22 protein-coding genes and 1 riboswitch are annotated in these 25,160 nt (G+C 46.3%); of the genes, 11 read left to right on the forward strand and 11 right to left on the reverse strand.

Features of this window, described 5'->3' with window-relative positions; translation table 11 throughout:
• Window positions 1-23: 23 nt before the first annotated feature.
• Window positions 24-776 (reverse strand): MBL fold metallo-hydrolase, encoded by a 753-nt coding sequence (locus HPL003_RS13315; RefSeq protein ID WP_014280188.1) that lies wholly within the window; start codon window positions 774-776, stop codon window positions 24-26.
• Between the two features lie 162 nt (window positions 777-938).
• On the opposite strand from HPL003_RS13315, the gene HPL003_RS13320 reads away from it, so the two are divergent.
• Complete coding sequence (locus HPL003_RS13320; RefSeq protein ID WP_043922391.1) at window positions 939-1,367, forward strand: Lrp/AsnC family transcriptional regulator; 429 nt, start codon at window positions 939-941, stop codon at window positions 1,365-1,367.
• A 56-nt stretch (window positions 1,368-1,423) separates the two neighbouring features.
• On the opposite strand, the gene HPL003_RS13325 is transcribed toward HPL003_RS13320, so the two are convergent.
• Complete coding sequence (locus tag HPL003_RS13325) at window positions 1,424-1,942, reverse strand: GNAT family N-acetyltransferase (RefSeq protein ID WP_014280190.1); 519 nt, start codon at window positions 1,940-1,942, stop codon at window positions 1,424-1,426.
• A 160-nt stretch (window positions 1,943-2,102) separates the two neighbouring features.
• On the opposite strand from HPL003_RS13325, the gene HPL003_RS13330 reads away from it, so the two are divergent.
• Window positions 2,103-3,017 carry an EcsC family protein gene (locus HPL003_RS13330; RefSeq protein WP_014280191.1) on the forward strand — a complete coding sequence of 305 codons (915 nt, stop codon included), beginning with the start codon at window positions 2,103-2,105 and terminating at the stop codon, window positions 3,015-3,017.
• Window positions 3,018-3,160: 143 nt separating this feature from the next.
• Here HPL003_RS13330 and HPL003_RS13335 read toward each other — a convergent pair whose 3' ends face one another.
• Window positions 3,161-4,429, reverse strand: coding sequence for an MFS transporter (locus HPL003_RS13335; RefSeq protein WP_014280192.1), 1,269 nt, complete (start codon window positions 4,427-4,429; stop codon window positions 3,161-3,163).
• Between the two features lie 301 nt (window positions 4,430-4,730).
• On the opposite strand from HPL003_RS13335, the gene HPL003_RS13340 reads away from it, so the two are divergent.
• The 6 genes from HPL003_RS13340 (at window position 4,731) to HPL003_RS13365 (ending at window position 15,227) form a co-directional block, all read left to right on the forward strand.
• On the forward strand, window positions 4,731-6,734 hold the full coding sequence (locus HPL003_RS13340; protein WP_014280193.1) for a stalk domain-containing protein: 2,004 nt from the start codon (window positions 4,731-4,733) through the stop codon (window positions 6,732-6,734).
• A gap of 238 nt (window positions 6,735-6,972) precedes the next feature.
• Complete coding sequence (locus HPL003_RS13345) at window positions 6,973-8,742, forward strand: acid phosphatase (protein ID WP_014280194.1); 1,770 nt, start codon at window positions 6,973-6,975, stop codon at window positions 8,740-8,742.
• Window positions 8,743-9,070: 328 nt separating this feature from the next.
• Complete coding sequence (locus HPL003_RS13350) at window positions 9,071-10,477, forward strand: sucrose-specific PTS transporter subunit IIBC (protein WP_014280195.1); 1,407 nt, start codon at window positions 9,071-9,073, stop codon at window positions 10,475-10,477.
• 18 nt (window positions 10,478-10,495) lie between these two features.
• Entirely contained in the window at window positions 10,496-12,754 is a 2,259-nt protein-coding gene (bglX, locus tag HPL003_RS13355) for a beta-glucosidase BglX (protein WP_014280196.1), read from the forward strand.
• Window positions 12,747-14,126, forward strand: a complete 1,380-nt coding sequence (locus HPL003_RS13360; protein ID WP_014280197.1) for a glycoside hydrolase family 32 protein — start codon at window positions 12,747-12,749, stop codon at window positions 14,124-14,126. The genes bglX and HPL003_RS13360 overlap by 8 nt, the downstream gene beginning before the upstream one ends.
• A gap of 267 nt (window positions 14,127-14,393) precedes the next feature.
• Entirely contained in the window at window positions 14,394-15,227 is an 834-nt protein-coding gene (locus tag HPL003_RS13365) for a helix-turn-helix domain-containing protein (protein WP_014280198.1), read from the forward strand.
• Between the two features lie 135 nt (window positions 15,228-15,362).
• Here HPL003_RS13365 and queF read toward each other — a convergent pair whose 3' ends face one another.
• The 6 genes from queF to HPL003_RS13395 form a co-directional block, all read right to left on the reverse strand.
• A complete protein-coding gene (gene queF, locus HPL003_RS13370; RefSeq protein WP_014280199.1) occupies window positions 15,363-15,860 on the reverse strand; it encodes a preQ(1) synthase in 498 nt (165 codons plus the stop codon).
• A 437-nt stretch (window positions 15,861-16,297) separates the two neighbouring features.
• Window positions 16,298-17,170 carry a 7-carboxy-7-deazaguanine synthase QueE gene (queE, locus tag HPL003_RS13375; protein WP_014280200.1) on the reverse strand — a complete coding sequence of 291 codons (873 nt, stop codon included), beginning with the start codon at window positions 17,168-17,170 and terminating at the stop codon, window positions 16,298-16,300.
• A complete protein-coding gene (gene queD, locus HPL003_RS13380) occupies window positions 17,163-17,654 on the reverse strand; it encodes a 6-carboxytetrahydropterin synthase QueD (protein ID WP_014280201.1) in 492 nt (163 codons plus the stop codon). The genes queE and queD overlap by 8 nt, the downstream gene beginning before the upstream one ends.
• Window positions 17,647-18,330: a 7-cyano-7-deazaguanine synthase QueC gene (gene queC, locus HPL003_RS13385; RefSeq protein ID WP_014280202.1), complete on the reverse strand. Its 684-nt coding sequence runs from the start codon at window positions 18,328-18,330 to the stop codon at window positions 17,647-17,649. The genes queD and queC overlap by 8 nt, the downstream gene beginning before the upstream one ends.
• A 133-nt stretch (window positions 18,331-18,463) precedes the next feature.
• Window positions 18,464-18,507, reverse strand: a riboswitch (PreQ1 riboswitch).
• 70 nt (window positions 18,508-18,577) lie between these two features.
• Window positions 18,578-19,282, reverse strand: coding sequence for an AIM24 family protein (locus tag HPL003_RS13390; RefSeq protein ID WP_014280203.1), 705 nt, complete (start codon window positions 19,280-19,282; stop codon window positions 18,578-18,580).
• 25 nt (window positions 19,283-19,307) lie between these two features.
• Window positions 19,308-19,748 carry an SH3 domain-containing protein gene (locus tag HPL003_RS13395; RefSeq protein ID WP_014280204.1) on the reverse strand — a complete coding sequence of 147 codons (441 nt, stop codon included), beginning with the start codon at window positions 19,746-19,748 and terminating at the stop codon, window positions 19,308-19,310.
• Between the two features lie 301 nt (window positions 19,749-20,049).
• Between HPL003_RS13395 and HPL003_RS28875 the strand changes: the two genes are divergently transcribed.
• The 3 genes from HPL003_RS28875 to HPL003_RS13405 all read left to right on the forward strand — a co-directional run bounded on the left by HPL003_RS28875 (window position 20,050) and on the right by HPL003_RS13405 (window position 22,255).
• Window positions 20,050-20,208 carry a hypothetical protein gene (locus HPL003_RS28875; protein WP_158308736.1) on the forward strand — a complete coding sequence of 53 codons (159 nt, stop codon included), beginning with the start codon at window positions 20,050-20,052 and terminating at the stop codon, window positions 20,206-20,208.
• Between the two features lie 224 nt (window positions 20,209-20,432).
• Window positions 20,433-21,200, forward strand: a complete 768-nt coding sequence (locus HPL003_RS13400; protein ID WP_014280206.1) for a hypothetical protein — start codon at window positions 20,433-20,435, stop codon at window positions 21,198-21,200.
• A gap of 71 nt (window positions 21,201-21,271) precedes the next feature.
• On the forward strand, window positions 21,272-22,255 hold the full coding sequence (locus tag HPL003_RS13405; RefSeq protein ID WP_014280207.1) for a helix-turn-helix transcriptional regulator: 984 nt from the start codon (window positions 21,272-21,274) through the stop codon (window positions 22,253-22,255).
• 44 nt (window positions 22,256-22,299) lie between these two features.
• On the opposite strand, the gene HPL003_RS13410 is transcribed toward HPL003_RS13405, so the two are convergent.
• Together HPL003_RS13410 and HPL003_RS13415 are read right to left on the reverse strand one after the other, a co-directional pair.
• On the reverse strand, window positions 22,300-22,971 hold the full coding sequence (locus HPL003_RS13410) for a 3'-5' exonuclease (protein ID WP_014280208.1): 672 nt from the start codon (window positions 22,969-22,971) through the stop codon (window positions 22,300-22,302).
• A gap of 246 nt (window positions 22,972-23,217) precedes the next feature.
• The gene (locus tag HPL003_RS13415) at window positions 23,218-25,104 is read right to left on the reverse strand and encodes a 5'-nucleotidase C-terminal domain-containing protein (RefSeq protein ID WP_014280209.1); all 1,887 of its coding nucleotides are present in this window, start codon (window positions 25,102-25,104) and stop codon (window positions 23,218-23,220) included.
• Window positions 25,105-25,160: the final 56 nt, after the last annotated feature.

Here is a 25,160-nt window from a genome sequence, read left to right on the forward strand (position 1 = left end):
TTCGAAATGGGCGCAAACGGTGACTATCCTGAAATCGTCGCTCCATCCGCCGGAATATGGACACGATCCCCCAAGCCTTCACGGTTGATATGTTCCGCAAGCTCGGAACGAGTGAGCAGACAGTGGTTAATTGCTTCCATGTGGACAGCTACGAGTTGTGAATACGGGGCGTGCTGCGCTACCGCCGTCACATCCTGGGCAGTCATAATGATGGGGTCACCTAACGTAAACCGTGCTCCTCCAGCATTCACAATCGTCCAGTCAGGACGGTATTCGTCCAGTGCTTCCGCGACTTCACTGCACCAGATCGTATCCCCGGCCAAATAGACAACAGGCTCACCCGGAGCCTGAAATACAAAGCCCGATACGGGGCCCATCTGTTCGCCGATTTCTCCAGTACCGTGATGTCCGGTTGTGCGGATAATCTCAATTTCTCCCATAGACCCAACCACCCAAATCGGATTGACCTGTGTAAAACCGTCAGCAGTAATTTGCTCTTCATTACCGGGCTGACAGAAGACGGGAATTTGCTTGTCCAGCCATTGTACAGCCGCCGGGTCCCAATGATCCGGGTGCAAATGCGTAACGATCACAACGTCAGGCTGTCCAAGTGTTTCCCATTGTGGCGGCAAGGGAACCAACGGATTGCGACGTTCATTCTCCGTATTTGGAACAGGTGGATTTACACCAGGCTCGCTCAGCATCGGGTCGATCAGAAATTTTACCCCACCATATTCCAGCCATAGGGTTGCATTGCGGATCAGTGTGATTTTCATATATGGATAGCTCCTTTTGTATAATCGAAAGAATTTTTTAGCCGGATATATTCGGCAGTTACTTGTTTCTGTTACAATCATATCTGATGCAAGAAGATACAGGCTACGGCCTGCTGAAAGGAAAACAAGAATTCTCGTTTCATCATGAAAGGAAAAATGGCTATGGAACTATTCGTACCCGATGACACTGATCTGCGCATTCTTCATCATCTGATTGAGGACAGCTCTTTGTCGCACAAGGAGATTGGTCTGCTTGTACATTTGACAGGCCAAGCGGTAGGAGCGCGTGTTCGAAAGATGGAGGATGCAGGCATCATCGAAGGCTATACGCTACGCTGGAATCCTGAAAAAATGGGGCAGACCATTCATGCCTTTATTACGGTGTTTTTGAATTCGGGAACCGTTCATAGTGCTTTTCAGGCATTCGCACGGAAGCATCCCTCTATTGTTGAGATTCATCGGGTTAGTGGGGAGGGCTGTTACTGGATGCGCTTGCGCATGTCGTCACAGGAAGAGCTAAATACCATGCTTGATGAACTGACGCAGTACGGCAATTACAAACTAAGCTTTTCGTTAGGAGAAATAAAATGATAAAAGCTCCCGGTGCTAGTGCCGGGAGCTTTATTGTTGACGAGGACGCATAGAGGTTAGCTATGCAGGCTCATTTTTAAAATATGCTGCAAGCCATGCGATCCCATCTTAGTGTCGCCCTCGTCTTTAAAGCCGCATTTGAGATACAGACTTTGAACAGGCAGATTACGGGCGTTGACACCCAGCACGACTTCGCGAACATGTGGGAAGTGCTTAGCAATAAATTGGGGCAGTTGAAGCAACCCGTGTTTAGCGTATCCTTGTCCCTGATCTGCGTAATGAATAGAGAAAGCACGCAGCAGCAGAGCCTCGGAAGTATTCGTATAGTCCGCTAATTCATCTCCATCGTATAAAATGAAGAATCCCACGGGTCTTCCAGTAGCCGTAATCACGACAGGATGGCGGTGTGGATCTTCCTTGGCGAGTGCCAGCATTTGATCCGGCATTCCAGTAAACTGCTTCTGCTCCTCAGGCAAGTAAAAGGTATGTAAAATGGCATCATGCTCACAATGGTAAGGTACAAGCTCCACGTTAGTAGTAGAAGCAGTCTGTGAGGTGTATGTGGGTTTAATCAATGATTACACTCCAATCTGTAATATTTTTAACATACTATAACATCTCATTCGCTATATAAGCTGAACTTAAAAAATGTACAAAAAGAGAAACGTGAACTCACCTTACTTACGTATTACCCATTACATAAACAAGCATGGCTAAAAGGAGACGTGTACTTCTATGAAGCAGGTAGCACAATATCGTGAAAGTCAGGACCTATTGCGTCATGAGCTGAAAACCATTGAGGCGTGGGAGAAAGAGCAAAAGGACATTTTTTTCTGGGAAAAAATCGGCAGATGGCCTTTTATGCTGCTGGATCGACTGACGCCTAAAATCATTAAAGACAAGCTGGAGCAACTGCTTAACGAGCTGGGAAGCTTTATCCAAAACGGTGGTAAATATTTGGTGAAAGAAGAAACGGTTCTGAATAAGCTGAAAAGGACGGCCTGTGAACACGTGATTCGGCAAAATGGCGCGGATTCCAATTCTAATACGCAGGATCGGCTTCATGATGGGGAAAACGCTGATTCGGACGGTAGTTTTGAACCGACGTGGGGATTGAAGCAGGCGGCTGAGTTGCCGCTAACGATCATGGATCAGACCGCTGATGATATTACGTCAGGCCGCATCACCTTTGCCACCGCTCAGGGAGCAACAACGGGGATCGGCGGTGTGTTTACCATTGCGGCGGATATTCCTATGTTGCTCGGAATGTCGCTCAAAGTGCTTCAGGAAATGGCCATATGCTACGGCTTTAATCCTGATGAGAAGCAGGAACGCATTTTTATTATCAAATGTATGCAATTTGCTTCATCCGATATTGTGGGCAAAAAGGCTGTGCTGGAGGAACTGGCCTTGTTCGATGATTCTTCACGTCAGGCACAGGTCTTTTCCCAAATGCAGGGGTGGAGAGAAGTCATTAACACCTATCGCGATCAGTTTGGATGGAAAAAGCTGTTCCAGATGGTCCCGATTGCAGGCATTTTGTTCGGCTCCATCGCGAATCGAAGCGCTATTCGTGACGTAGCTGAGGCGGGGAAAATGCTATACAGGAAACGCCGCATTTTGATGCGTTTGGCGGAAGAAGAGAGCTGACTGGATTATTCGGGATACAAGAGGGTATGTATCTTGGCTTGCTTGGGGAAGCAGGTTATGCGACTACGAAGGTGTAAAGCGGCCGGGATGGCCGCCACACGAATTCGCAGATGATGATATACGTAGCAGCTTTCGCTTGCCTGTTACACTTCGGCTCCGTTTTCTTCCGCCCAGCGGTTCAGGGTTTTATCTGTAGGAAGCAGAAATGTCAAAATGCCGAGCAGCGGCAAAAAGCCGCACAGGAACATGATATTCGTGATGCCTACCTTATCAATCCAGTTGCCGAGCACAAGCGCACCTACCCCACCAAGGCCAAAAGCGAGGCCCGTGATCAGACCGGAGACGGTTCCGATTTTGCCGGGTACGAGCATCTGGGCATATACGACCGTAATCGAAAAGCTCGATAGCATAATAAATCCGATGATCGGCAACAAGATCGCCGTCCAGAATTGGTTGGCATAAGGCAGCGCCAGCGCCAGAGGTGCGGCCAATACCATGGACAGGAAAATCATATTGCGTTTACCAAAGCGGTCTGCCAGTGGACCACCAAAGAAGGTGCCCAGCGCCCCAGCCCCGAGGAACAGGAAAATGTACAGTTGTGCATCAGCCAGTGGCATTTTAAACACTTCCATCAGGTAAAACGAATAGTAGCTTCCGACCGAGGTCGAATACCACGAACGGACGAATACCAGTAGAATGAGGACAATCATGGCAAACATAATGCGTTTGCGTGCTTCGGGCTTCATGCTGCGTGCTACCGCTTTTTTACGTGCATAGCCTTCTGTGCGCAGGACGTTACCATACCAGCGGGCGATGAACGACTGGACCACAATCCCGGCGGCAGCAATACCTGTGAACCAGATGGCGCCAAATTGCCCCAATGGGATAAAAATCCAGCTCGTAAGCATCGGTGCCAGCGATTGGCCCGCATTGCCGCCGACTTGAAAAATGGACTGAGCCAGCCCACGACGTGGTCCGGCCGCCATATGGGATACCCGCGAGCCTTCCGGGTGAAAGGCCGCCGAGCCAAGACCCACGAAGATGACTGCGATCAGCACCGCTTTATAATCGGCAGCATAGGCGAGCAGCAGCATGCCTGTCAGCGTAAAGCCCATGCCGATCGGAAGGATCGCGGGCGTAGGTCTCTTGTCCGAAAACAAGCCAATGACCGGCTGCATGATCGAGGCTGTAAAATTGATGGCGAATGAAATCCAGCCGATCTGCGTGTAATTCAGGCTCATGGATTCTTTTAAGATCGGAAAGATCGCAGGAATGACCGATTGAATCGAGTCATTGAACAGATGAACGAAGCTGATGGCAATCAGAATCGCAAAAACGGTGCCCTTCGCTTGAGGTCCCGGCAGAGGGAGCGATTGGCCCGCTTCTTTTTTTGTAGCAGATTTAGTAGTCATGGCAACCTCCGATTATGTATGTATATTTTAAGATATAGGAAGCGATCCGTTTGCAGCAAATGGCTGAAAGGGGGATAAAGGCCGCCTTTACTCAGTGGTTCTTTCCCATCCTGCTGTATACTCGTAATTGCTTGATTTAGTTGGATGTTATACACATCACTTCAAAATTCAAACGTTTACCATCCTCAAAACCGATATATATGTGAGCATCTTGCATAAATCCCAAGAGCGATTTCAAATCAGCAATATAGAGATATGCAAAATGCTGATATGGAAATAGAGAAAGAAAAGGGGAACAACGATGAGAAAAGCAGGGATGATTGTGCTGGCTGTAACGATGGTATGTGGAGCGGTAATAGGCACTACATTAAACAACGGATCAACAGCGGTAGCGGCAGAAGCAGCGGCGAATGTAACGACGAACAGCACTTGGAAGAACGCTAAAATTATAGACGTGATCGACCGGAATAACTACATACTGGATGACGGTTCTTTATGGAGAAAGAGTATAGATGGCCCGGTTATTGAGAAATTGAATTTGAAGGGCATTACAGGCAGCAAAAACGAGAGTCAAGGTTATTATGGCTGGACTGAGGACGGGAAGGTAGCCATCTGGGATGATAACTCCGACCCAAAAGTGACGGCTCAATCCTCAGGAGTTAAAGAAATTACAGGTGAGGGTTTGGCTATTAAAACCGATGGAACGGTCTCTTGGGGAAGAGGGCAGGTCGAGGGTATATCTAATGCAATAGGCGGTGATAGAGTGAGCACCTACTTTACCGTTCTTACTCAGTCCGGTGATGTATGGTACTCCACTGGCTATGAAGAATCAAAGCCACGTAAGATCGGACATGTAGACCATGCGCTGGATATCAAAATGAGTACGGCGTATGCTGCGGTGCTTAAGGAAGATGGTCATGTCACGATGCTGGATATGCTGACCAATGAACCGCCGCGCGAAGTGGGAAGTGATATTGCTTCGATTTTATGGAAAAAAGATACACATATTTTGATTACTGTACATCATGATGGAACCGTGTGGAGCTATAATCGGATGAAGAAATATCCGGCCGTGCAGCTTAGCGGATTATCTAATGTTGCCCGGTTGGTTGATTCGCCAGACGAGCTATTTGCACAATTAAAGGATGGTTCGTGGGTCGGCTATAAGGATGGAACCACGACTGCGTTGAGCTTGCCTACATTAACGGGGATGTCCCTGTTGACGACCTCTAAAGAAGCTGCCATTGGTGATACTATTCAATTAAATGTACAAGAGACGTATTCGAACGGTTACCGGCTAACACGGCATCCTGAAGCCAGTGAGATTGAAGTGGAGAAACCGCAGGTTGCCGAGCTACAGCAGGATGGTTCAGGCACACTCAAAGTACGGGGCATTGGAAGCACATCCGTAGCTCTGCGGACCGAAGGAATACCGTCTTCTTTTACACTAAAAGTATCGTCCGATCAAACTTTGACCGGGGCGGCGATACTGAATGGGAGTGTGTATTTGCCTGTACAGTCTGTGTTCAAGACGCTGGGCGGATCTGTTACCGTGGCGAACCAGACTTTTACGATCAAGCTGGGTAAAAACAATATCGTACTCCAAAAAGGGAGTTCTTCTGCGATGGTGAATGGCAAACCTGTTGTGCTGAAAGGCAAGATACAAACAGTCAATGGACAGGTGGTATTCCCGGGAACATTGCTGACCGATCTGAAGTTGGGCGGATTCAAATGGAATCGTGACCGCCAGCAAGGGGAATTATCTGTGGGTGCTACCAAGCTTGTCATTGAGACGCCGGAAACGGAAAAAATTATCAAAGCCATTGATCTGGGAAGTCTGTCCAAACTCATTGGCAAAACCTATTGGGTCAATAACTTCTATAGTGCTGGAGAGCGCTTTGGCAAAGTAACAGTTAAAGATATCGAGGTCAGTACGGACCCGAACGGTGTTAAATCTTACGAAGTTATTTTCCAGGGTGCGAATGGCGTAACTTACGACACATTTTCATTGATTGGAGCTTCACGCATTCCAGACATGCTGTCCGATTCCGATCAATTTCTGACTTACGATCCGTACAAGAAATACCAATGGTCGCAGGCCATTTGGAACAAGATTAAAAACAACGAGGTCAGCTTGGGCATGAATACGACACAGGTCCAGTTTGCATGGGGGAATCCAACAGTCAGAGAAAAGGGATCTGCTTCAAACGGAACCCAAATAGAAGCCTGGGTATACGGCAACCGTAGTCTTTATTTCAAAGCGGTAGCTTTTGTGAATGGCAAAGTCATAGAAATATGGCTGTAAGGTAAATGGCTTTTCTATAACAGACTAAACGAGGTGTCTCCAGAGTCGTATATACGGTTCTTGGGATGCCTTTTTTCATATGAAGCTGATTATAAATCGTGTGCTCCAGTTCTTTAACAAAACCATGCTCTTCATTTAACAAACTTAAGATATGATTCTTAATATCTTACAACTTGTTGTATAGGTAATAGCTTCGTAGAGAAAGTATGAAGAGCATAAGAGAGGATATGATTTGAGAATGAAATTGCTAAAGAAACCATTATCAGTTGCTTTATTATCTGTACCCTTACTTTTAGGCTCCCTGGGTGGAGGCTATGCGAGTGCGGCAACCATCCCAACAACGGTAACTGCGCCAGAGCCGTCTTGGGGATATTTCGTAGATCATTACAAAAATAATAGTTCTGCTAATAAGACGGAAAGTTCAAATCCGACACTCGGGTTGCTTTCCGGATTTAATAAACTTTGGACTCCCGGCGCTACCTGGGATACAGGTACCAAGCTGAATAGTAGCGTACTGGACGCCAATATTCAAAAAGTGATTGATATTGCTGCTCGCCGTACTTCCAGTGAAGCCGATGCAGCTTATTTGGATGATCGCAGAAATCAGAGCTACAGCGTGATTGACGGTCTGGGTTCGCTAACCGATGTATATCGAAAAAATGCAGGAGCAACTACAACAATCAACGACGTTCCGGCAGATGCCCTGACTAAAAAATACGAAGATGAGGGAACCAATGCAGGGAGTACAAGCTCCAGTCTTGGCAATATCGTGAAATTGGTCAATACCCTGCGTGGTGATTATTCTTCGACGAGCTCGGCCAAGGCTTACTTTAACTACCCTCGTCCGTTTCGCTGGAGCGACAATTCAGTCGTAGTTCCTACTCTGCTGCCGGCTCAAAATCCGGACCCGAGCAAGGATGGCGGCTTTCCTAGTGGTCATACCAATGCGGCGTATCTCAGCGCTTTTGCGATGGCCTATGCCGCACCAGAGCGTTACCAGGAACTGCTTACACGAGCTTCGGAGCTGGGCAACAATCGTATTGTTGCCGGTATGCATTCGCCATTTGATGTGATGGGAGGACGTGTCATGGCTACTGCGACGGCGGCTGCCATCCTGTCTGACCCGGCCAATAGCAGCTTGAAGAAAGCAGCTTATCAGGACGCTCACAGTAAATTGTTAACGCAAAAGGGTACAACGCCTGATCGGTTCAGCAATTACACTGCCAATAAAAAAAGCTATACCGAACGATTGACCTACGGATTTAGTCAAATTAATCCGACGACGACGCCAATGACGGTGCCTAAGGGAGCGGAGGTGCTGCTGGAAACACGTCTGCCTTACCTGGACAGCACACAACGCCGCTGGGTTTTGGCTACGACAGGACTTCCTTCCGGTTATCCTGTGCTTGACGATGCCGAGGGATGGGGACGGCTTAATCTGTTTTCTGCGGCGGATGGTTATGGGGCTTTCGCCAATAATGTTACCGTGACCATGGACTCTTCCAAAGGCGGCTTCAATGCATTGGATCGCTGGCGCAACAATATCTCCGGCGTTGGAAAGCTGACTAAAAAGGGAAGAGGTACGTTGAAGCTGATGGGCAACAATACGTATTCCGGCGGTACACAGCTCGACCAAGGTATTCTGGAGGGTAATTCGGAGACGGCTTTCGGAAGTGGGGATGTTACGAATAATGGAGGTACTCTCCGTACCAATACTTCTGGTAAGCTGGTGATCGGCGGTAATTACAAACAAGCTGCCAAGGGAGCGCTGGAACTCAACCTGAGCAGTAAAAATGCCGTGCTCAAAATTAAGGGAACAGCCCAGCTTAATGGGAAATTACGTTTGAATTTTTCGAACAAATATGTACCGGCTAACGGTGCCACGATCTTGACTTATGGTAAACGAGTTGGAGCATTTTCTTCCGTTGAAACGACAGGTTTGCCAAGCCACTATAAAATAAAGGTTATCTATAAAGCGGACAGCGTTCAGTTAAAGGTTACAAAATAACCAAACGGGACAAAAAATGCACCTTTGGAATACACCGGATAAACCCTGAGGTTATCCAGTGCCCATTCTGGAGGTGCATTTTGCTGTTTAATGGTGGGGGCTGGTTTCCAAAAGCAAATAAAGACAGGCTCCAACTGCTGCTCCAGTACTGAGTCCATTTCTCGGAGTTATTTATAGCCAAGGGTATAAAAAGGTCAAAATTTGACCTTAATGTAGTAAAATAATCCCGCTGTTTGAAAGCGCAGTCATGATATTCTTAAGAAGCATATTTGGTCAAAGTTTTAATCATTCAGACTAACTAAGAGGAACAGAGGAAAGGAAGAGACTGATGAGTCTTGAAAAAGAATACGTTAAAATAGCCCAAGATGTGATTAAAGGGCTTGGCGGAGAAGACAATATTATTTCCATGGCACATTGTGCCACACGGCTGAGACTGATTGTAAAAGACAGGGACATTATTGATGATGAATTTATTGAGAACATTGATAAGGCAAAAGGGGTGTTTTTTACATCCGGACAATATCAAATCATTTTTGGAACCGGTACCGTAAATAAAGTATACGAAGCGATGGTTGGCCAGAACGTATCCGCTACATCCAAGGCAGAGCTAAAAGAGAAGGCCTCAACGCAAGATGACAACTTTTTCAAAAGAATGATCCGGGTTTTCGGGGATGTATTCGTTCCCATTATACCTGCATTGGTAGCTACAGGATTGTTTATGGGAGTTAGGGGCTTGGTAACTCAGCCTGCACTGCTTCAGTTATTTGGGCTTACACCGGATGATATTTCTGCGAATTTTATATTATTTACGCAAATACTGACCGATACCGCCTTTGCGTTTTTACCCGTGCTGGTATGCTGGTCAGCGTTCAGAGTGTTCGGCGGGTCGCCTATCTTGGGGATATTGCTCGGATTAATGCTGGTAAGTCCTTCTTTGCCTACATCCTGGGATGTCGCTCAACATGTTAAGGAACCCCTCTTATTTTTAGGATTCATTAAAATTGCAGGCTATCAGGGCTCGGTTCTGCCGGCGTTCATTATAGGGATCGTGGGGGCGATGCTGGAGAAGAGGATTAGGAAATCCGTTCCCGAAGCATTGGACTTGATTCTGACACCGTTTCTGACATTGTTGCTCACACTGGTATTGGGCCTGTTCGTGATCGGTCCCATTTTCCATGAGGTGGAGGCTTTAATATTATTGGCAGTTACAGCTATTTTGAAATTACCATACGGCATCGGCGGGTTTATTTATGGTGGCATCAATCAGATTATTGTCGTTACCGGACTGCACCATGCCTTAAACCTGATTGAAATACAGATGTTGGTGGGTAGTGGTTGGAATATGGTGAACCCGATCAGCTCGGCGTCTATTTGCGCACAAGCGGGTGCTGCGCTGGCTGTCGGTCTAAAATCCAAAAAATTGAAAACCAAATCGATTGCCTACCCTTCTGCCTTGTCTGCATTGTTGGGCATTACAGAACCGGCTATTTTTGGGGTGAACATTCGATACGGCAAACCATTCATGATGGGCTTGATTGGGGGAGCGGTTGGTGGATTTTTCGCACGTATCTTTAATGTTCAAGCAACGGGCATGTCGATTACAGCGATACCTGGATTGTTATTGTATCTGAATAATCAGATTTTTCTGTATATTTTAGTTTGTTTAATCGGTTTTGGTGTAGCATTTGCGCTGACGTGGATCTTTGGGTTTAAAGAAAAAATAGACAACAAATAAAATTTGGTGGAGAGAATCATGGACAACAAAACACTGCTTGATAAATTGAACAGCCTTTCAATAGAAGCGAAGATTGGCCAGCTCATCCAACTAACCGGTGATTTTTTTGAAGGCGATATGGATACGGTTGTGACGGGTCCTCTCAAAAAATTAGGGTTAAGTGCTGGTTATAATGTTTATAACACCGGCTCTATATTGAACATTACCAATCCGGAAAAAATTATTCGGTTGCAAACTGATTATTTGGAGAAATCGGTTCATAAAATTCCACTGCTGTTCATGGCAGATATTATCTATGGGTATCGAACCATCTTCCCGATTCCAATTGCACAAGCTTGCAGTTGGAACTATGAGGGGATAGAACATGCGGCGTCGGTTGCTGCTCGGGAATGCTACGAGGAAGGTGTTCACGTGACCTTTTCCCCTATGGTAGATATCGTTAGAGATCCCCGTTGGGGGCGGGTGATGGAATCGCCTGGAGAAGATACATTGTTGGCGAAAAAATATGCGCAAAGCGTGGTTCTGGGAATCCAGGGAAGGAATTTGGAGAGTACAGCTGTGCCGACCAATAAAATTGCCGCTTGCGTTAAGCATTTTGCCGCTTATGGAGCGTCTGTCGCCGGACGTGAATACAATGCCGTGGATATGTCGGAGCATGCATTGCGAGAATATTATTTACCTGGATATCAAGCTGCAATAGAAGCGGGTGCAAAGCTTGTCATGACGGCTTTTAATACCTTGAATGGTATCCCTGCGACTGGAAACGAGTGGCTTAACCGAGATGTGCTAAGACAGGAAATGAATTTTGACGGTGTGTTGATCTCGGATTACGCTGCTATAGAAGAACTGATCATGCATGGTTATGCCGAAGACGAGGCTTCCGCCGCAAGGCTGGCACTGCTGGCGGGTGTGGATGTGGATATGAAGACGGCAGTATACGCTAATCAATTAAAGGATGTAATATCTGGTAACGACCATATGCTGGAGCTTCTGAATGAAGCTGTATACCGTGTCTTAAAGCTGAAAAATGATTTGGGGCTGTTTGAGGATCCATTCCGTGGATTACAGGAAATTGTTAAACTTTCAACAAGCATCATTCTGTCAGATGAACATAAAAAAGCGGCACTGTCCTTGGCGGAAGAATCCGTTGTTTTGCTGAAAAATAAAAATGATTTATTGCCGTTGTCAAAGGATACGAAGGTTGCTTTAATTGGTCCCTATGCAGAAGAAAATTCCACCCTGGGTATGTGGGCCATTAAGGGGGATGAGGCGGATACCGTTCATTTGAAAACAGGGCTGTTAAAGCATGTTGATCCCGACAATCTCTCGGTGTGCAGAGGAGCTTATCTGCTGCCTCTTGATGCAAGGGAAGCCCTCGGCAAATATGCAGACAAGTTGGTTGCTGAAATGGTCGAAGAGGAAGTTCTGCTGCACGAAGCGATCCGGAATGCTAACGAAGCAGAAGTCATTGTTCTTGCCTTGGGAGAAAGTGTTTATCAGAGTGGAGAAGGAGGATCGCGGACGAACCCGACGCTTCCGGAGCCGCAATTGAAACTGCTCCATGAATTAAGTGTATTGGGCAAAAAGATCGTTCTAATCGTATATAGTGGAAGACCTTTGATCCTTACCGATGTTGCTGAAAAAGTTGACGCCATTGTTCAGGCCTGGTATCCGGGAACGATGGGTGGAGAAGCGCTGGCCAATATATTGTATGGGGAAGTAAATCCGTCGGGGAAATTAGCGATGACCTTTCCACGCAGCGTCGGTCAAATTCCGGTGTACTACAATGAGTTGAATACAGGCAGACCGAATCTAAAGGAAAATGGCTCTTATCGATTTGCGTCACGATATATAGATGAAGTGAATGAACCGTTGTATCCGTTTGGCTATGGCAAATCCTATACCACCTTTGAATACAGTCTATTAACAGTCAGCCCAAAAGAAATGAAAACAAATGAATCAGTGGATATCCATATATCTGTCTCCAACACTGGAATTTATGATGGGAAAGAAACGATCCAATTGTACATTCGCGATAAATTTGCAAGTGTTGCAAGGCCGGTTAAAGAATTAAAAGACTTTAAAAAAGTATTTTTACAAAGTGGCGAAACCAAAATTGTGGAATTTTCAATTCATGAAGAGATGCTTAAATTTTATGGACGTGAAATGGAATACAAGAGTGAGCCTGGCGAATTTGAGGTTTATATCGGTTCAAGCTCACAGGAAATTTTGCTGAGCTTTAGTTTTATTCTTTTACCGGAGGATGAACATGAATAAAAGCGACGCTTATAACCTAAAGTATCATATTACTCCTCCTTACGGTTTGCTCAATGATCCTAATGGACTTGCTTTTTTCAATCATCAATATCATGTGTTCTATCAGTGGAATCCAAAAGGAACCGAGCATAAACATAAATGCTGGGGTCATGTTGTTTCCAGCGATCTGGTGCATTGGCAAAGGAAAAGTGTCGCGCTGGAGCCTTCGGAATGGTATGACAAGGATGGCATTTATTCCGGTGGGAGCATCGTTCATAATGACAAGCTGTATCTGTTCTACACAGGAAATGTAATCAGAGATGATGGAGTAAAAGAAAGCTATCAATGCGCAGCCATTTCAGAGGATGGTGAGCATTTTCAAAAAATTGGCCCTTTGTTTGAACATCCCGAAGGTTATACCAGGCATGTCCGAGATCCGAAAGTATGGAGAGACCGGAACGGGAACTGGTGGCTGATCGTTGGCGCTCAAAGAGAAGATTTGACTGGAGATACGCTTGTCTACAAATCTACAGATTTGTCCGATTGGGAATGCCAGGGCTCATTTTTTGATCATGAGCATGAATTCGGATATATGTGGGAATGTCCTGATCTACTTCATTTTACGGAAAATGATATTTTTGTTTTCTCTCCTCAGGGTTTACCGGAGGCAGGCGAATATTATAAAAATCCTAATCAATCGGGATATATGGTTGGGAAATTATTGGAGACAGGGAAATTCAGCGGCAACCTATCCGATTTTAAAGAGCTTGATCGAGGATTTGATTTTTACGCGCCACAATCGTTTAGGGTAAATGATAGAACGATTATGTTCGGATGGATGAGCGCCATGAATGAAGAAGCGGAGAGGGCTGTTCCGACCATTCAGGAAGGCTGGATTCATGCGTTGACTCTTCCTAGAGAAATAGTGCTGATTAACGGTGTGCTATACCAGAAACCATTGCCGGAATTACAATTGTTAAGACTGGATGGTGCGCATCATAAGGGGAACATTCGAAAAAGTGGTGGGTGGCTGCTGCCTTCCTTGCAGGCGGAATTCATTGTTCATTTTTCGATGCTTACAGAAAACTTCAAAATGATAATAAGAGACGCTGTGCAAATTGACTATGATTCGGAAGAAAACAGTTTAACCGTATGGAGAACCAACTGGTTGACGAACCAGAGGGAGTACAGAAAAGCAACATTAACGAATAGACTTGCAGAAATGCAAATATTCATTGAAAGCTCAAGCCTGGAGATCTTTGTGAATGAAGGCGAGGAAGTGTTTTCTCTGCGTTATTTCTTAGAGGATACTGAACAACGCAATGTGTTGCTTGAAGCAGGAGACAATGAAGGAGAAGTTAGGATTTATCAGTTGCAGGAATGTACAGCATAATGCCAATAGCGAAGTGTTAATTGCGGTGCATTAGAAGTCATAAATCAGTAGAACTATATTCTAATTATTCACCTGCAGAGCTGCAAGCAGGCAAGGGAAGGCTGTTCATTACTCCGTATGCGAGAAGAACTGCCTTCTTTTTGTCTTAGCCTGCTGAATAGATTGCAGCTTGTCTGGGCATTTTACTATCGGTATAGTATGAGTATTAGAGTTTCTGACTTAACATAGGTACTGTTGATTACTCATAGCTGGTTGATGAGGTGTCGTATGAAAAAAATATATGAGCATATTGAAATAGACAGAAGAAAAATGATTAATCTCTTTATGTTTCAATCAACAGATACAGAAAGAGTCATCCCCATGCATTTTCACAGCAATATGGAATTAATCTACTGTACAAGTGGAAGTCTAAAAGTGTGGCATGAAGGGAAAATAACCATTTTGATGGAAAAGGATGCGCTGTTCATTAATAGCAATGTGCCGCATTCCACACAGAGCATTACGGAGAACCAAGTCGTTGTGTTGCAATTTCCAGACACTTTTTTTGCCCATGAACAAGTAATCATTCAATTAAACACGCGAGAGAAACAAGTTGAAGATAGTATAATCTCTAAATTAAGAGGGTTGTTTATGGATATATACTATCTACATATTTCCAAAGGTAAATACGACTACATTTTAGAACAAAGCCGAATTATTGAACTTAAATATTTGCTCGTTAATCATTTTAGTCAGGCCACAGACATTCCACCGGAGGTATTTAGTGAAAAGCAGCGAAAGATCAAGACAATCATGGATTTTATTAAAGAGCATTATAATGAAAATATCAGCTTGGCCAAAACGGCTCGAATATGCGGTTATTCGGAGGCCTATTTGTCGAGAATGTTTCATGAATATACAGGTCAGACGTTTACGGAATACAAGCAAATTCTTTGCTTGGAGAAGGCAATTGATTTATTGGAAACAACGAATAAGTCACTTACAGAAATTTCTTACGAGGCTGGATTTCCAAACGAGAAATCTTTTAGAAAAGCTTTTAAGGAAGTTATGGGTAAAACACCTTATGAATACAAAAAATCAAAATTTGGTCTGAGTGTGTAAACGCCACAAGCGTAACGCCTATATGGATTACTTCAACAGACTGGAAATATCGGGGCTGTCCCTGAGTCGTTCCATTTTATGACTTTTGGGACAGCCCCTTGTTATTTGTATGCAAGTGCAAGGGAGAGTTTTAACTTACCGGTTATCTACAGTCTCCGGGTACATATCATGATTCATCATGCGATGTTCGGCCATTTGCTCATATTGGGTTCCCGGTTTGCCGTAGTTTGTGTATGGATCAATGGAGATGCCACCGCGCGGCGTAAACTTGCCCCACACTTCAATATAACGCGGGTCCATCAGCTTGATTAAGTCATTCATAATGATGTTGACGCAGTCCTCATGGAAATCGCCGTGGTTGCGGAAGCTGAACAGATACAGCTTGAGGGACTTGCTTTCGACCATTTTAATATCGGGAATGTAGCTGATGTAGATGGTGGCAAAATCCGGCTGTCCTGTAATTGGACACAGGCTGGTGAACTCCGGGCAATTGAACTTTACAAAATAATCGCGGTACGGATGCTTATTATCAAAGCTTTCAAGAATGGCGGGATCATAAGCGAAGGTGTATTGTGTGCCTTGATTGCCAAGCAGAGTAACGTCGGTCATTTCTTCGGGTGTTCTTCCGGTCATAGTGGTGTGGCTCCTTAAGTTTAGTTATTTTAGTGAAAAGGATAGGGAGTTATGGGGGTGAGAGGGTTAGGTGACGCTCCGCGAAGGATTTGAGCTTCCGATCGCTGTTGAAATGGGATTCTTTCTGATAGTTGAAAGATGTATAGGTTAGAATCCCATTTCAAAGGCGAACGCTAACGCTTCTCCAGCTTCAAATCCTCCGCTCCGCTGCCGACCGCCGTCACCACCCTAAAGTCCCTACTCTTTTACATATAGGTTGGGGCAGAAGTGAATAGTGTTCGCTCCTTATATTTAAGGAGCGTCATTTTGTGAGAAATCCCGTCCTCACGAACGAGGCTTTCTCTGATTTTGTAACTTGGATGCCGAAGGTATATTCGACGAATTTGGCGTGTCAGTGTATCACATATAGCTCATATGGAATATATTACATTTAAGTGTTATACGCCGCGTTGGTTGCCCCATACGAGGGTGTGGAGCTGCGGGAGTACCCGTACGTCGTTCAGACGTGAATCGTCCATGACACGGTCAATAAGCCATTCATAACGGTGTAAAAGGGACTCCGCGATCTGTCCCGTGTTCTCCGTGTTCACATCTGGATTGCCAGTCTGGAGGAACAGCGGCACATGTGGATAGCGCTCGTGAACAGTGCGTGCATATGTGAGATCGATGTCATCGAATATGACGACCTTCAAGCTGCATGCTCCGTGGTAGAATCTCACTGATTCATTAGCGGCTTCCTTCGTGCACGTTGCGGTAGAGAAGTTGGACGCTGACGAGGGCTCTCCAGCCGCCTTCCAATCAGTAATCTTTCGATTTGACAGGCGGGCCACGATGTCATCCAGCACGTCCCAGTTGGTCGACATACCAGAGCTGGGCGGCTTGGGCGACAGGGTTACCTCGTCGATATCATACAGCCATTCCTGCCAGCGGGAGCCTTGCGTTTCGACAGCGGTGGCAATGCCTTGGCTGCGCAGCAGGGTGATTAGCTCTCCAAGCTGCGGCAACAGGGCCGGGTTGCCCCCGGATAGGGTCACATGAGAAAACCGTGTGCCACCGATGGCCTGAAGCTCCTGCCAAATATCTGTGGCGCTGAGACGACGGATCTGATCCTTGGCGCTGCCGTCCCAAGTAAAGGCGGAATCGCACCATGAGCAGTGGTAATCGCAGCCTGCGGTACGAACAAACATCGTTTTGCGCCCAATGACCATGCCTTCGCCCTGAACGGTAGGACCAAACACCTCCAGTACAGGGATAGGGGCTATTTTCGGGCCCCGGGGAGGTGTTTGGTGAGTCGCCGTGATATTACTCATCCAGCATCCACTCCCGTCGGAATTCGGCATAGCTGGTAGGTGTTTCGAACAACCGTACAAATTCAGTGCGTCCACCCTCCACGCGGGAGCGGTATGCATCCGAGGTCAAGGCGGACTCCATTTGCTCAAAGATCCAGACGACCATATTTTCCGCAGTTGTATTCATCGGGGGCAGCGTCTCATTCAGATAGCGGTGATCCAGATAAGGCTCAATCCGTTCTTTCCAGATCGTTTTGATATCACCAAAATCAAGGGTCAGACCGGTTTCGCCCGGTATGCCGCTAATGCCGAAAACGACGATATAAGTATGTCCGTGCAGATTTTTGCATTTGCCTTCGTAGCAGTGCAAATGGTGTGCTGCATCGAACGTAAATTGCTTGCTGACCAGTACACGTTTGCGATGATAACGCAGCTGGGAGCGTTCGATGTCCGTCCCGAACTGCTGGAGCTTGTCGACGATACGAAAAGGGCCCGGCTCACGCATGGCCTTCAACTCCTTGCGACGAAGCTCCGCGTACAGCCAGATACTGTTCCAGCCCCGCGCGGCGTAGTTTGCAGGCAGGGCATTCGCCACAGCCATCGCCAATGACGCCGTTATAGCATGTTAGTGTACGGGTTCTCACAAATTCAAAGGCTTCCAGCTCATCGGCCATTTGCCAGGTTTCGGCCTTATTCAACCACATGAGCGGGGTATGAATGACAAAGGGATAGTCCATGGAAAGATTTAAAGTAACGTTCAGCGATTTGATAAAAGAATCCCGGCAATCGGGGTAGCCGCTAAAATCCGTCTCGCAGACGCCTGTGATGATGTGACGGGCTCCTTTTTGTTTGGCAAGCACTGCTGCGAAGCTGAGGAACAGCAGATTGCGGCCGTCTACAAAGGTGCTGGGCAGCTCGCCTTCCTGCTGAGTAATGTCAATGTCGGTGCGTGTGAGGGCATTGGGGGCTAATTGATTGAGCAGGCTCATATCCAGTACCGATTGCGGAACACCCAGCTCGTGGGCAATCCCGGCCGCTACTTCGATTTCCTGCTTGTGGCGTTGACCGTAATCGAACGTCACCGTCTCTACTTCGGCAAAATGTTTTTTCGCCCAAAATAAACAGGTGGTGCTGTCTTGACCGCCGCTAAATACGACGACCGCTTTTTCGTTTGCAAACATAAAAAAACCTCTCGATCTTCTTGGAATGGTGTAAGACACAGGGTCTTGTCACTTGGAAGAAGGAGAGTTCTTGAACCGACTTCAACAAAAAACAGGCCTTGCCCCGTGATTATTTTTTCATGCGGAGGACAAAGCATCGTTAGTTTTTTATAGAGGGAGTTCGCGAACCTCTCCCATGCATAGAGCATGGACTTTCTTCATGTGGTGTCTGCCAGAGGACAGACGCCTTCATTATAGCATGGCAGAGCTATTTGATAAACACTCCGCCAAATGGAATGACTTCCCTTAAAAAGCGCTTAATAACGCCATCGTCGTTCATATCCTGCTGGAGCCGTCGATGGTGCTCACCTGCATGAAAAAGTACAGTACCGTGTCCGGTCATTTTAAAATGATAATTCATATGCTGACTGGCCAGATGGTTGCCGTACACCGTCAGCTCCAGCTTGGCGTTTTCGGGATAGGCAATAACGCTGCTTGCATCGACATACATCGGCTCTGTTGGATGAAGCTGTTCCTGGCATACCAGTCCCTGAGTCAATAGACCGATCTGGCCGCTGCCATCGAATTTCATTTTAATGACATCCCGACTGAACAACATGTTTCTCATGCTCAGCAGCTTGGTGCGCATATGGATACCGGAGCTGTACCAGAACAGGTTGCGAAAATCGTATAGCAGATCGTCGCCTCCTTCCAGCTCAATCATTTTCAGACTAAAACCGGGAGGAAGTGCGGCAATGAGGCGGCAAGCTCCCGTAAAATCGGCCTGAATCAGCTTGTGCTTGCGGTACATGCCTTTGATATTCATCAGCTTGTCACTGCGGCCTGAGCTGGGTCCGCGGTAGGCGATGATTTGCTGGGGGTGAAGAACATGCAGCCTTTCGCCCTCCGCCAGATCAAGCGTTACGACCGAACCGACGCTTTCATCATAGTGTTGTCCTGCTTGTATGTCCATTCTGGCCTTTCATCCTTTCAGGCGGTTAGTATCTTCTCGAACGTCGGCGCATCCCGTAACGCAACAGGCGGATACCGATAAAATAACCAGCCAGCAGAATAACAGCCGTGATGATCAGCATCTTGTTACGGTGTGAAGCCTGATCGCGCTGAACCTGAAGATTTTTTAGTTCGGTGACGGTGTCGGTCAGCTTGCGGTTTTGCTCTAATAGTTGAGCGTTTTGCTCCTGATAAGCCTCAATGCTGCTACGGGCCTTTTGCAGCTCTTCCTGCGTTTGCTTATAGCTTTCCTTGAGTTGATACACATCGCCAGGCAGCTGGGAAAATTGCTCAAAGCCCTGGTATACGTCATCCCAGTAGGCGGCATGCGCTCTCGGAACACCGGTTCCGCCAAAAACAAACATAAGCGCTACAGCAGCACAGACGACACGGCGGCAGAAAGCAAAGCGAGAAATTTGTCGTACCAAGAGATCTTCCTCCTTCTGATGCACCAAGATGTTAAATGATAAGCATAATTACCCATATCTTATGGTTACGCATAGTGTAATGATTAGGGTTCAAAGTTTAAAATAACAGGATGACAAAACCGGGAGGAATATTTACAAAAAAAGTCGATATTTTAGTTTAAGTGTACCTCAAAACGGGTATATCAAGAAAGCAGCTACATTCCGATAATTATCTGGCGAGCACGTACAAGAGCCAACCCTATTTGATGAAGAACAGAAATGAATATAAATATATGAAGCAAGAATATAGAAGGAGAAATGAATGATGAACGAAAAAGAACAAACCTATAAAACGTTAAAAATAACGGTAAACGGAAAGCCTTTGTCGAAGGAACTGGTGGTGGACAGCATAACTTTTGCGCCTATTTCCGATGTTTGCACAAAAGCGAATGTTTCTTTGACAGAAACTACAATTTCTTAATTTTATATATGAAACGAGACTATAATGCAGCCTGGCTTATGCCAGGCTGTTTTTTGCGTAATCATGCAACTTCATTGGGCTAAAATGTTATTTATTGATATACTCCCCTCTTCCTATAGATATCCATGTATAATTTTCGGTAACGAACGTACGTTCCCTGACAATATAGTGTCAGATAACACTGTTAATTTAGAGTTACATGTTCTTTTAGGGGGAATTTACCAGTGTTGAAGTCAATGGTTAACGTAACGTACACATGGGACAAAGAGTCTATATCTGCGAATGGGTCCGAACAAGTAAATCTGCTGATAGAATGGGGCCATGGGGCTATACGTAAAAGAAAAGGAACTTTAATGCCGAAAACAGTTGGATGTGACCTGCAACTCCGGTTCATTCCAGAGAGTGGGGTAAACCTATTGAAAGTAGATGGGGCCAGGCTCAGCTTCAGTCGCTCGGAAAACGGAGAATTTATGCTTGTTCACTGTGGTGATATGCGGAGTGGGAAGTATAAGCAGGCTATTTTGTCATTTTCTATACCGGTCCACTCTTCCGGAAGACATACCATTGGAATGATGGAGTGGAGTTGGCGTAAGCCAACTCAGGAAAAACGGAAGCTGATTCGAACGGACCAGCTCTATATCCATTACACGCATCATCTTGGACTGCTGAGCATTCCATCCAACCCAAAGGTGGAAAAATACATAAAGCTGAATGAGACGGCTCCTATTGTGAAGAAAGCATTGCGTATGTACGAGAAGGGGGAACATGAGCGAGGGGCATTTGTGCTTACTAGACAAGCAGATGAATTGCTTATACGGGCGGCGAGAACAGAAGATATGGAGTATATGGAGGAAGCCGAATTGCTCTTTGCCGTACGTAATAAATGGAATGGGACTTTTGGATTATTTAAAGCGTATAGTTCTAAAGTCTTTGTTGACGAGGGGAAATCTGTAGAAGATGTTCGCTTTACCGAAATTAATATTTTAAAGTAGGCAATTATGCTAGTTTATTTATGTAATATAGTGAGTCTATTTTACTATCTTTTTGTAAAGGAGAGACTTCCTTGACTGATCGGTTGATACGGTTAATGCGGATTATTACTATTGTTCAGGCAAATCCGGGGATATTGGCAAGAGAGCTTGCCGAACGTTGTGAAACATCAGAACGCACCATTTACCGAGATATGGAGGCTCTAAGCGCTATGCATATTCCGATAGCCAATATGGGGCATGGCAAAGGATACATATTTATTAGTAACTTCGCCTTGTATCCACTCAATTGGACGGAAGAAGAGGCACATGCTTTTGCGAAGCTGGGGGAAGTCATGGAAACTGTAAAACCTCTTTTACCACCAGCTTTTGAAAGTGCTTATGAGAAAGTGATGGCCTCCAGTCAGAAAAAAAAGATGGACCAGACAAGCTTCGCGCAGGAAATGAAAAATATCGTCCGGCTCGGCTCGACACTTGAGCGGGAAAACCAGCCTTATCTGCTCAGGCTGATTGTTTTGGCAAGTCTTACGCAGCAGACTATTGAAGCGGAATACAGCTCGCCTCAAAATGAAGATGTATCATTGGTTCAGATTGATCCTTATTGTCTGGTTCCACAGGATCGGCGTTTTTATATGCTAGGTTTTTGTCACAAGCAAGCCGCCATGAGAACCTTTCGGATCAGCCGCTTTCGAAATATGAGGATTTTGCCGTATACGTTTCAGAAGAATACTTTTGAAATGGAAATGTTTTTTAAGGGGACCTGGTCGGTTACCAAGGGGAACCAAAATATTCGGTTTGTGGTAAGGTTTTCTGCCGAATCCGTATATCGGGTCAAAGAAGAGGAGCTGTTCATCAAGCCTTTCCTCAAGGATTTGCCGGATGGAAGTCTATTGTTTGAGGTAACGGTTAATCATGATGGTGAATTTCTGAACTGGCTCACTCAATATGGAGCAGAGGCAGAAATTTTGGAGCCTTTGCGATACCGCAAGCGAATGCAGGAAATGCTGCGAACCTGGGGGGCATTTTATTCCGATAAAAAGGCAGGGAATCACGAATGACAAGGGGGAATAGATCCCCCGGAACGGGCCGGGGTGCTATCCTCCTAACGGTCCTTAAACAGGTTGGCGAGATTGCCAAATGGACTGTACTGCTCCTGTTCTTCTTCCGGTGTGGAGTATACAAGTTTCGACCCCCGGCTTTCCTCATCGTCAGAAGCGTTATTGGATAATGTGATACGGTCAAAATGGTGCATGAAAACCTGAGCGGTATTCAGTGCATCATCCAGCGCACGGTGCTGTTGACCATCAAAGTCAATGTTGCATAGTTCCAGCGCCTGAGACAGGCTTAGTTGACGGTACTTGCCGTTGGAGCCGGACAGACGGGAGATTTGTTTTTGTATATCATTCGTATTATGAATCCAATTGAGGTCCACATGATGGGTGCGGCAATGGGATACCAGCTTCTGACGGTCATCCGGCCCCCAAGCACATAAGTAATAGGGAGAGTCCGTTCCGAGCCATGCGATAAATTGCTTCACAGCTTCTGGGAAGAGCGGGGCCGCATCAATGTCCCGTTGAGTAATACCGGTGAACTGCACGGTATCTGTAGACAGCACAGGCCGATTTGAGGGTCTGACAAAGCTGTGAAACGTGTCCGCAGCGTACAAGCCATCTTCTCCCTTCATGACTTTGACGGCACCAATATCAATGATTTCGGAGGAATATCTGGCGTTACGGCTAACGGTAAACTCAAGATCATAAATAATATATTGCATTTTTGTGCTCCTTCCACACATATATCTGTTCCCGTTAGAGAACGGGATGGATGCTCTCTGCTCGAATGCCTCTTCTCCATCATACCTTCCGGTTCACAACTTGTCAGCGTCTAAAAGGCTTGCTTTTGAAAAAAAAATATGCGATGTCCAAATGAGTTTGGACTATCGCATAAAAACAACCGCTTGACATACAGCAGCGTCCGAAACCATTGGGATTCCGGACGCTGCCTTTGCAAGCTTATTGAATTAGGCCGGGAGGTCAAGCTTTTGTCCCGGATAAATGCGGTGAGGATTTTTCAGCTTGTTCAGCTTTTGAAGCTGTTGCCAAGTGAACCCGTATTGGCGGGAAATGTCGTACAGTGTATCCCCGGACTTTACAATATACACATGGCTTTTTGTAGCTTGTGCAGAAGCCGGTGTCTGCTGTGGCTTCGCTGTTGGAGCTTTGGCTGGTGCAGGTTTCGCAGACGAGGTAGAGACCACTTGCGGTTCTTCCTGCACGGGTGCCGGTGTTGCGGTTGGAGCAGATGGTACAGGCTGCGCGGCAGGAACGGAAGCCTTGCCGTCTGCTTTGGCTTCTTGAATGCGGCCGTCTGCTTGTACTTGCAGGCTGGCGGAACCAACCTTTTGCATGTAGCGAATCAGCGCCTCGTCAAGCGATCCGAACATACCTGCCTGCGGATATTTGGCGAACATTGTATACTGATCTCCGCCTACAGCAGTAAAGTCATTGGTTGCCAGTGTGTACGTGGCATCAGGATCAAGCGTTTTTCCGCCAATCAGGATGGAGTGTACGCGACTCCCCTTGGCTGCCGATGTATCTATTTTAAACGAGATCCCCGATACTTGTGGAAAACCGCCGCTTGGCTCCGGATAGGAGGCTGTGCCATTTTCAAGTGCTGCCTGAATGTCGGCGCCTTTCACTTTCAGGGTAACAATCTGGTTGCCGAAGGGCAGCACAGTGATGATGTCTCCCTTGGTTACCGTTCCCGTCTTGATGGACGCCCGAATGCCGCCGCCGTTGGTCAGAGCCACATCTGCCCCCGAAATATCACGCATGGCATCGGTGAGCAGGTCGCCGAGGTTCGTTTCACCTGCACGTACCTTTTCACGCGCTCCTTCCAGATCCACACTCGTTTGTGCTACAACCTCTTTGAGGATAGGCTCCTGTTCCTTCTGAATGGAAGCGATCAATGAAGTAATCTCAGCATTTGGCTGAATGTCGGCTGCTTGCGTCGAATCAATCAGTTTGGCTTGCTTTTGGGTAACCTTACCACCGTCGACCCATAAATCAACAACGCCCAGATACTTCGTATATTCACCCGCGCTTGCGATCAGTGTACCATTGTCACCGACCAAGCCTTTTTCCAGTACGGTATGGCTGTGCCCATCAATGAAAATATCAATGCCGGGCACTTCCTTGACGACCTTAAGGCTGGTGTCTTTGCTGGATGCATCTTGTCCCAGATGACCGAGGACCACGACAACGTCCACTTTACTGCGGATTTCATCTACAGCCGCTTTGGCTTCCGCCGCGGGATCGGTGAATTGAATGCCCTCGACATTTTTAGGATTGGTTTTGTATGCCGTTTCGGGTGTGGTCAGGCCGATAATGCCGATTTTAACGCCATCGACTTCTTTAATGACATAAGGTTGGAACAAACGTGTTCCATCCGTTTGCTTAATATTGGCGCTGAGTACCGGGAATTGAATTTCCTTACTCAACTCTACAAGATGCTTCCAGCCGTAATTGAACTCATGATTGCCTGGTACCATCGCATCATAGCCCAGCTTGTTAACCACTTTTACAATGCTCTCACCGTTGACCAAAGTAGAGAAAGTCGTTCCATGAACAGTATCTCCGTCATCCAGCAGCAGCGTATTGGGATTGGAAGCACGGTACTGGTCAATGATGCCTGCCAGCTTGGCGAAGCCCATTTCCTTATCGTTCGCCACTACGTGGGAATGAGTATCGTTCGTATGTAGGATGGTGATGTGTTTCCCACTGACCGGAGGAGTTGCAGTTCCCGCTGTTCCCGTACTGGCTGCCGGGTCCGCTGCTGCTGTGCCAAGACATCCTAGCAGAAGCGCGGCGGTCGTCATGATGGACGAGATTTTTTTCCATGAGTTCATGTTGTTCTTTCAACCTCCTATAAAATGAATGAATTAGAGAAACCGCTTACGTCCAC

The organism is Paenibacillus terrae HPL-003, assembly GCF_000235585.1.
GTDB classification, from domain to species: Bacteria; Bacillota; Bacilli; order Paenibacillales; family Paenibacillaceae; genus Paenibacillus; species Paenibacillus terrae_B.

Excerpts from the sequence above, each read along its gene's own strand:
- HPL003_RS13315 (WP_014280188.1), bottom strand. The coding sequence starts at position 776 with ATGAAAATCACACTGATCCGCAATGCAACCCTATGGCTGGAATATGGT.
- HPL003_RS13320 (WP_043922391.1), top strand. The coding sequence starts at position 939 with ATGGAACTATTCGTACCCGATGACACTGATCTGCGCATTCTTCATCAT.
- HPL003_RS13330 (WP_014280191.1), top strand. The coding sequence starts at position 2,103 with ATGAAGCAGGTAGCACAATATCGTGAAAGTCAGGACCTATTGCGTCAT.
- HPL003_RS13335 (WP_014280192.1), bottom strand. The coding sequence starts at position 4,429 with ATGACTACTAAATCTGCTACAAAAAAAGAAGCGGGCCAATCGCTCCCT.
- HPL003_RS13340 (WP_014280193.1), top strand. The coding sequence starts at position 4,731 with ATGAGAAAAGCAGGGATGATTGTGCTGGCTGTAACGATGGTATGTGGA.
- HPL003_RS13345 (WP_014280194.1), top strand. The coding sequence starts at position 6,973 with ATGAAATTGCTAAAGAAACCATTATCAGTTGCTTTATTATCTGTACCC.
- HPL003_RS13350 (WP_014280195.1), top strand. The coding sequence starts at position 9,071 with ATGAGTCTTGAAAAAGAATACGTTAAAATAGCCCAAGATGTGATTAAA.
- bglX (WP_014280196.1), top strand. The coding sequence starts at position 10,496 with ATGGACAACAAAACACTGCTTGATAAATTGAACAGCCTTTCAATAGAA.
- HPL003_RS13360 (WP_014280197.1), top strand. The coding sequence starts at position 12,747 with ATGAATAAAAGCGACGCTTATAACCTAAAGTATCATATTACTCCTCCT.
- HPL003_RS13365 (WP_014280198.1), top strand. The coding sequence starts at position 14,394 with ATGAAAAAAATATATGAGCATATTGAAATAGACAGAAGAAAAATGATT.
- queF (WP_014280199.1), bottom strand. The coding sequence starts at position 15,860 with ATGACCGGAAGAACACCCGAAGAAATGACCGACGTTACTCTGCTTGGC.
- queE (WP_014280200.1), bottom strand. The coding sequence starts at position 17,170 with ATGAGTAATATCACGGCGACTCACCAAACACCTCCCCGGGGCCCGAAA.
- queD (WP_014280201.1), bottom strand. The coding sequence starts at position 17,654 with ATGCGTGAGCCGGGCCCTTTTCGTATCGTCGACAAGCTCCAGCAGTTC.
- queC (WP_014280202.1), bottom strand. The coding sequence starts at position 18,330 with ATGTTTGCAAACGAAAAAGCGGTCGTCGTATTTAGCGGCGGTCAAGAC.
- HPL003_RS13390 (WP_014280203.1), bottom strand. The coding sequence starts at position 19,282 with ATGGACATACAAGCAGGACAACACTATGATGAAAGCGTCGGTTCGGTC.
- HPL003_RS28875 (WP_158308736.1), top strand. The coding sequence starts at position 20,050 with ATGATGAACGAAAAAGAACAAACCTATAAAACGTTAAAAATAACGGTA.
- HPL003_RS13410 (WP_014280208.1), bottom strand. The coding sequence starts at position 22,971 with ATGCAATATATTATTTATGATCTTGAGTTTACCGTTAGCCGTAACGCC.
- HPL003_RS13415 (WP_014280209.1), bottom strand. The coding sequence starts at position 25,104 with ATGAACTCATGGAAAAAAATCTCGTCCATCATGACGACCGCCGCGCTT.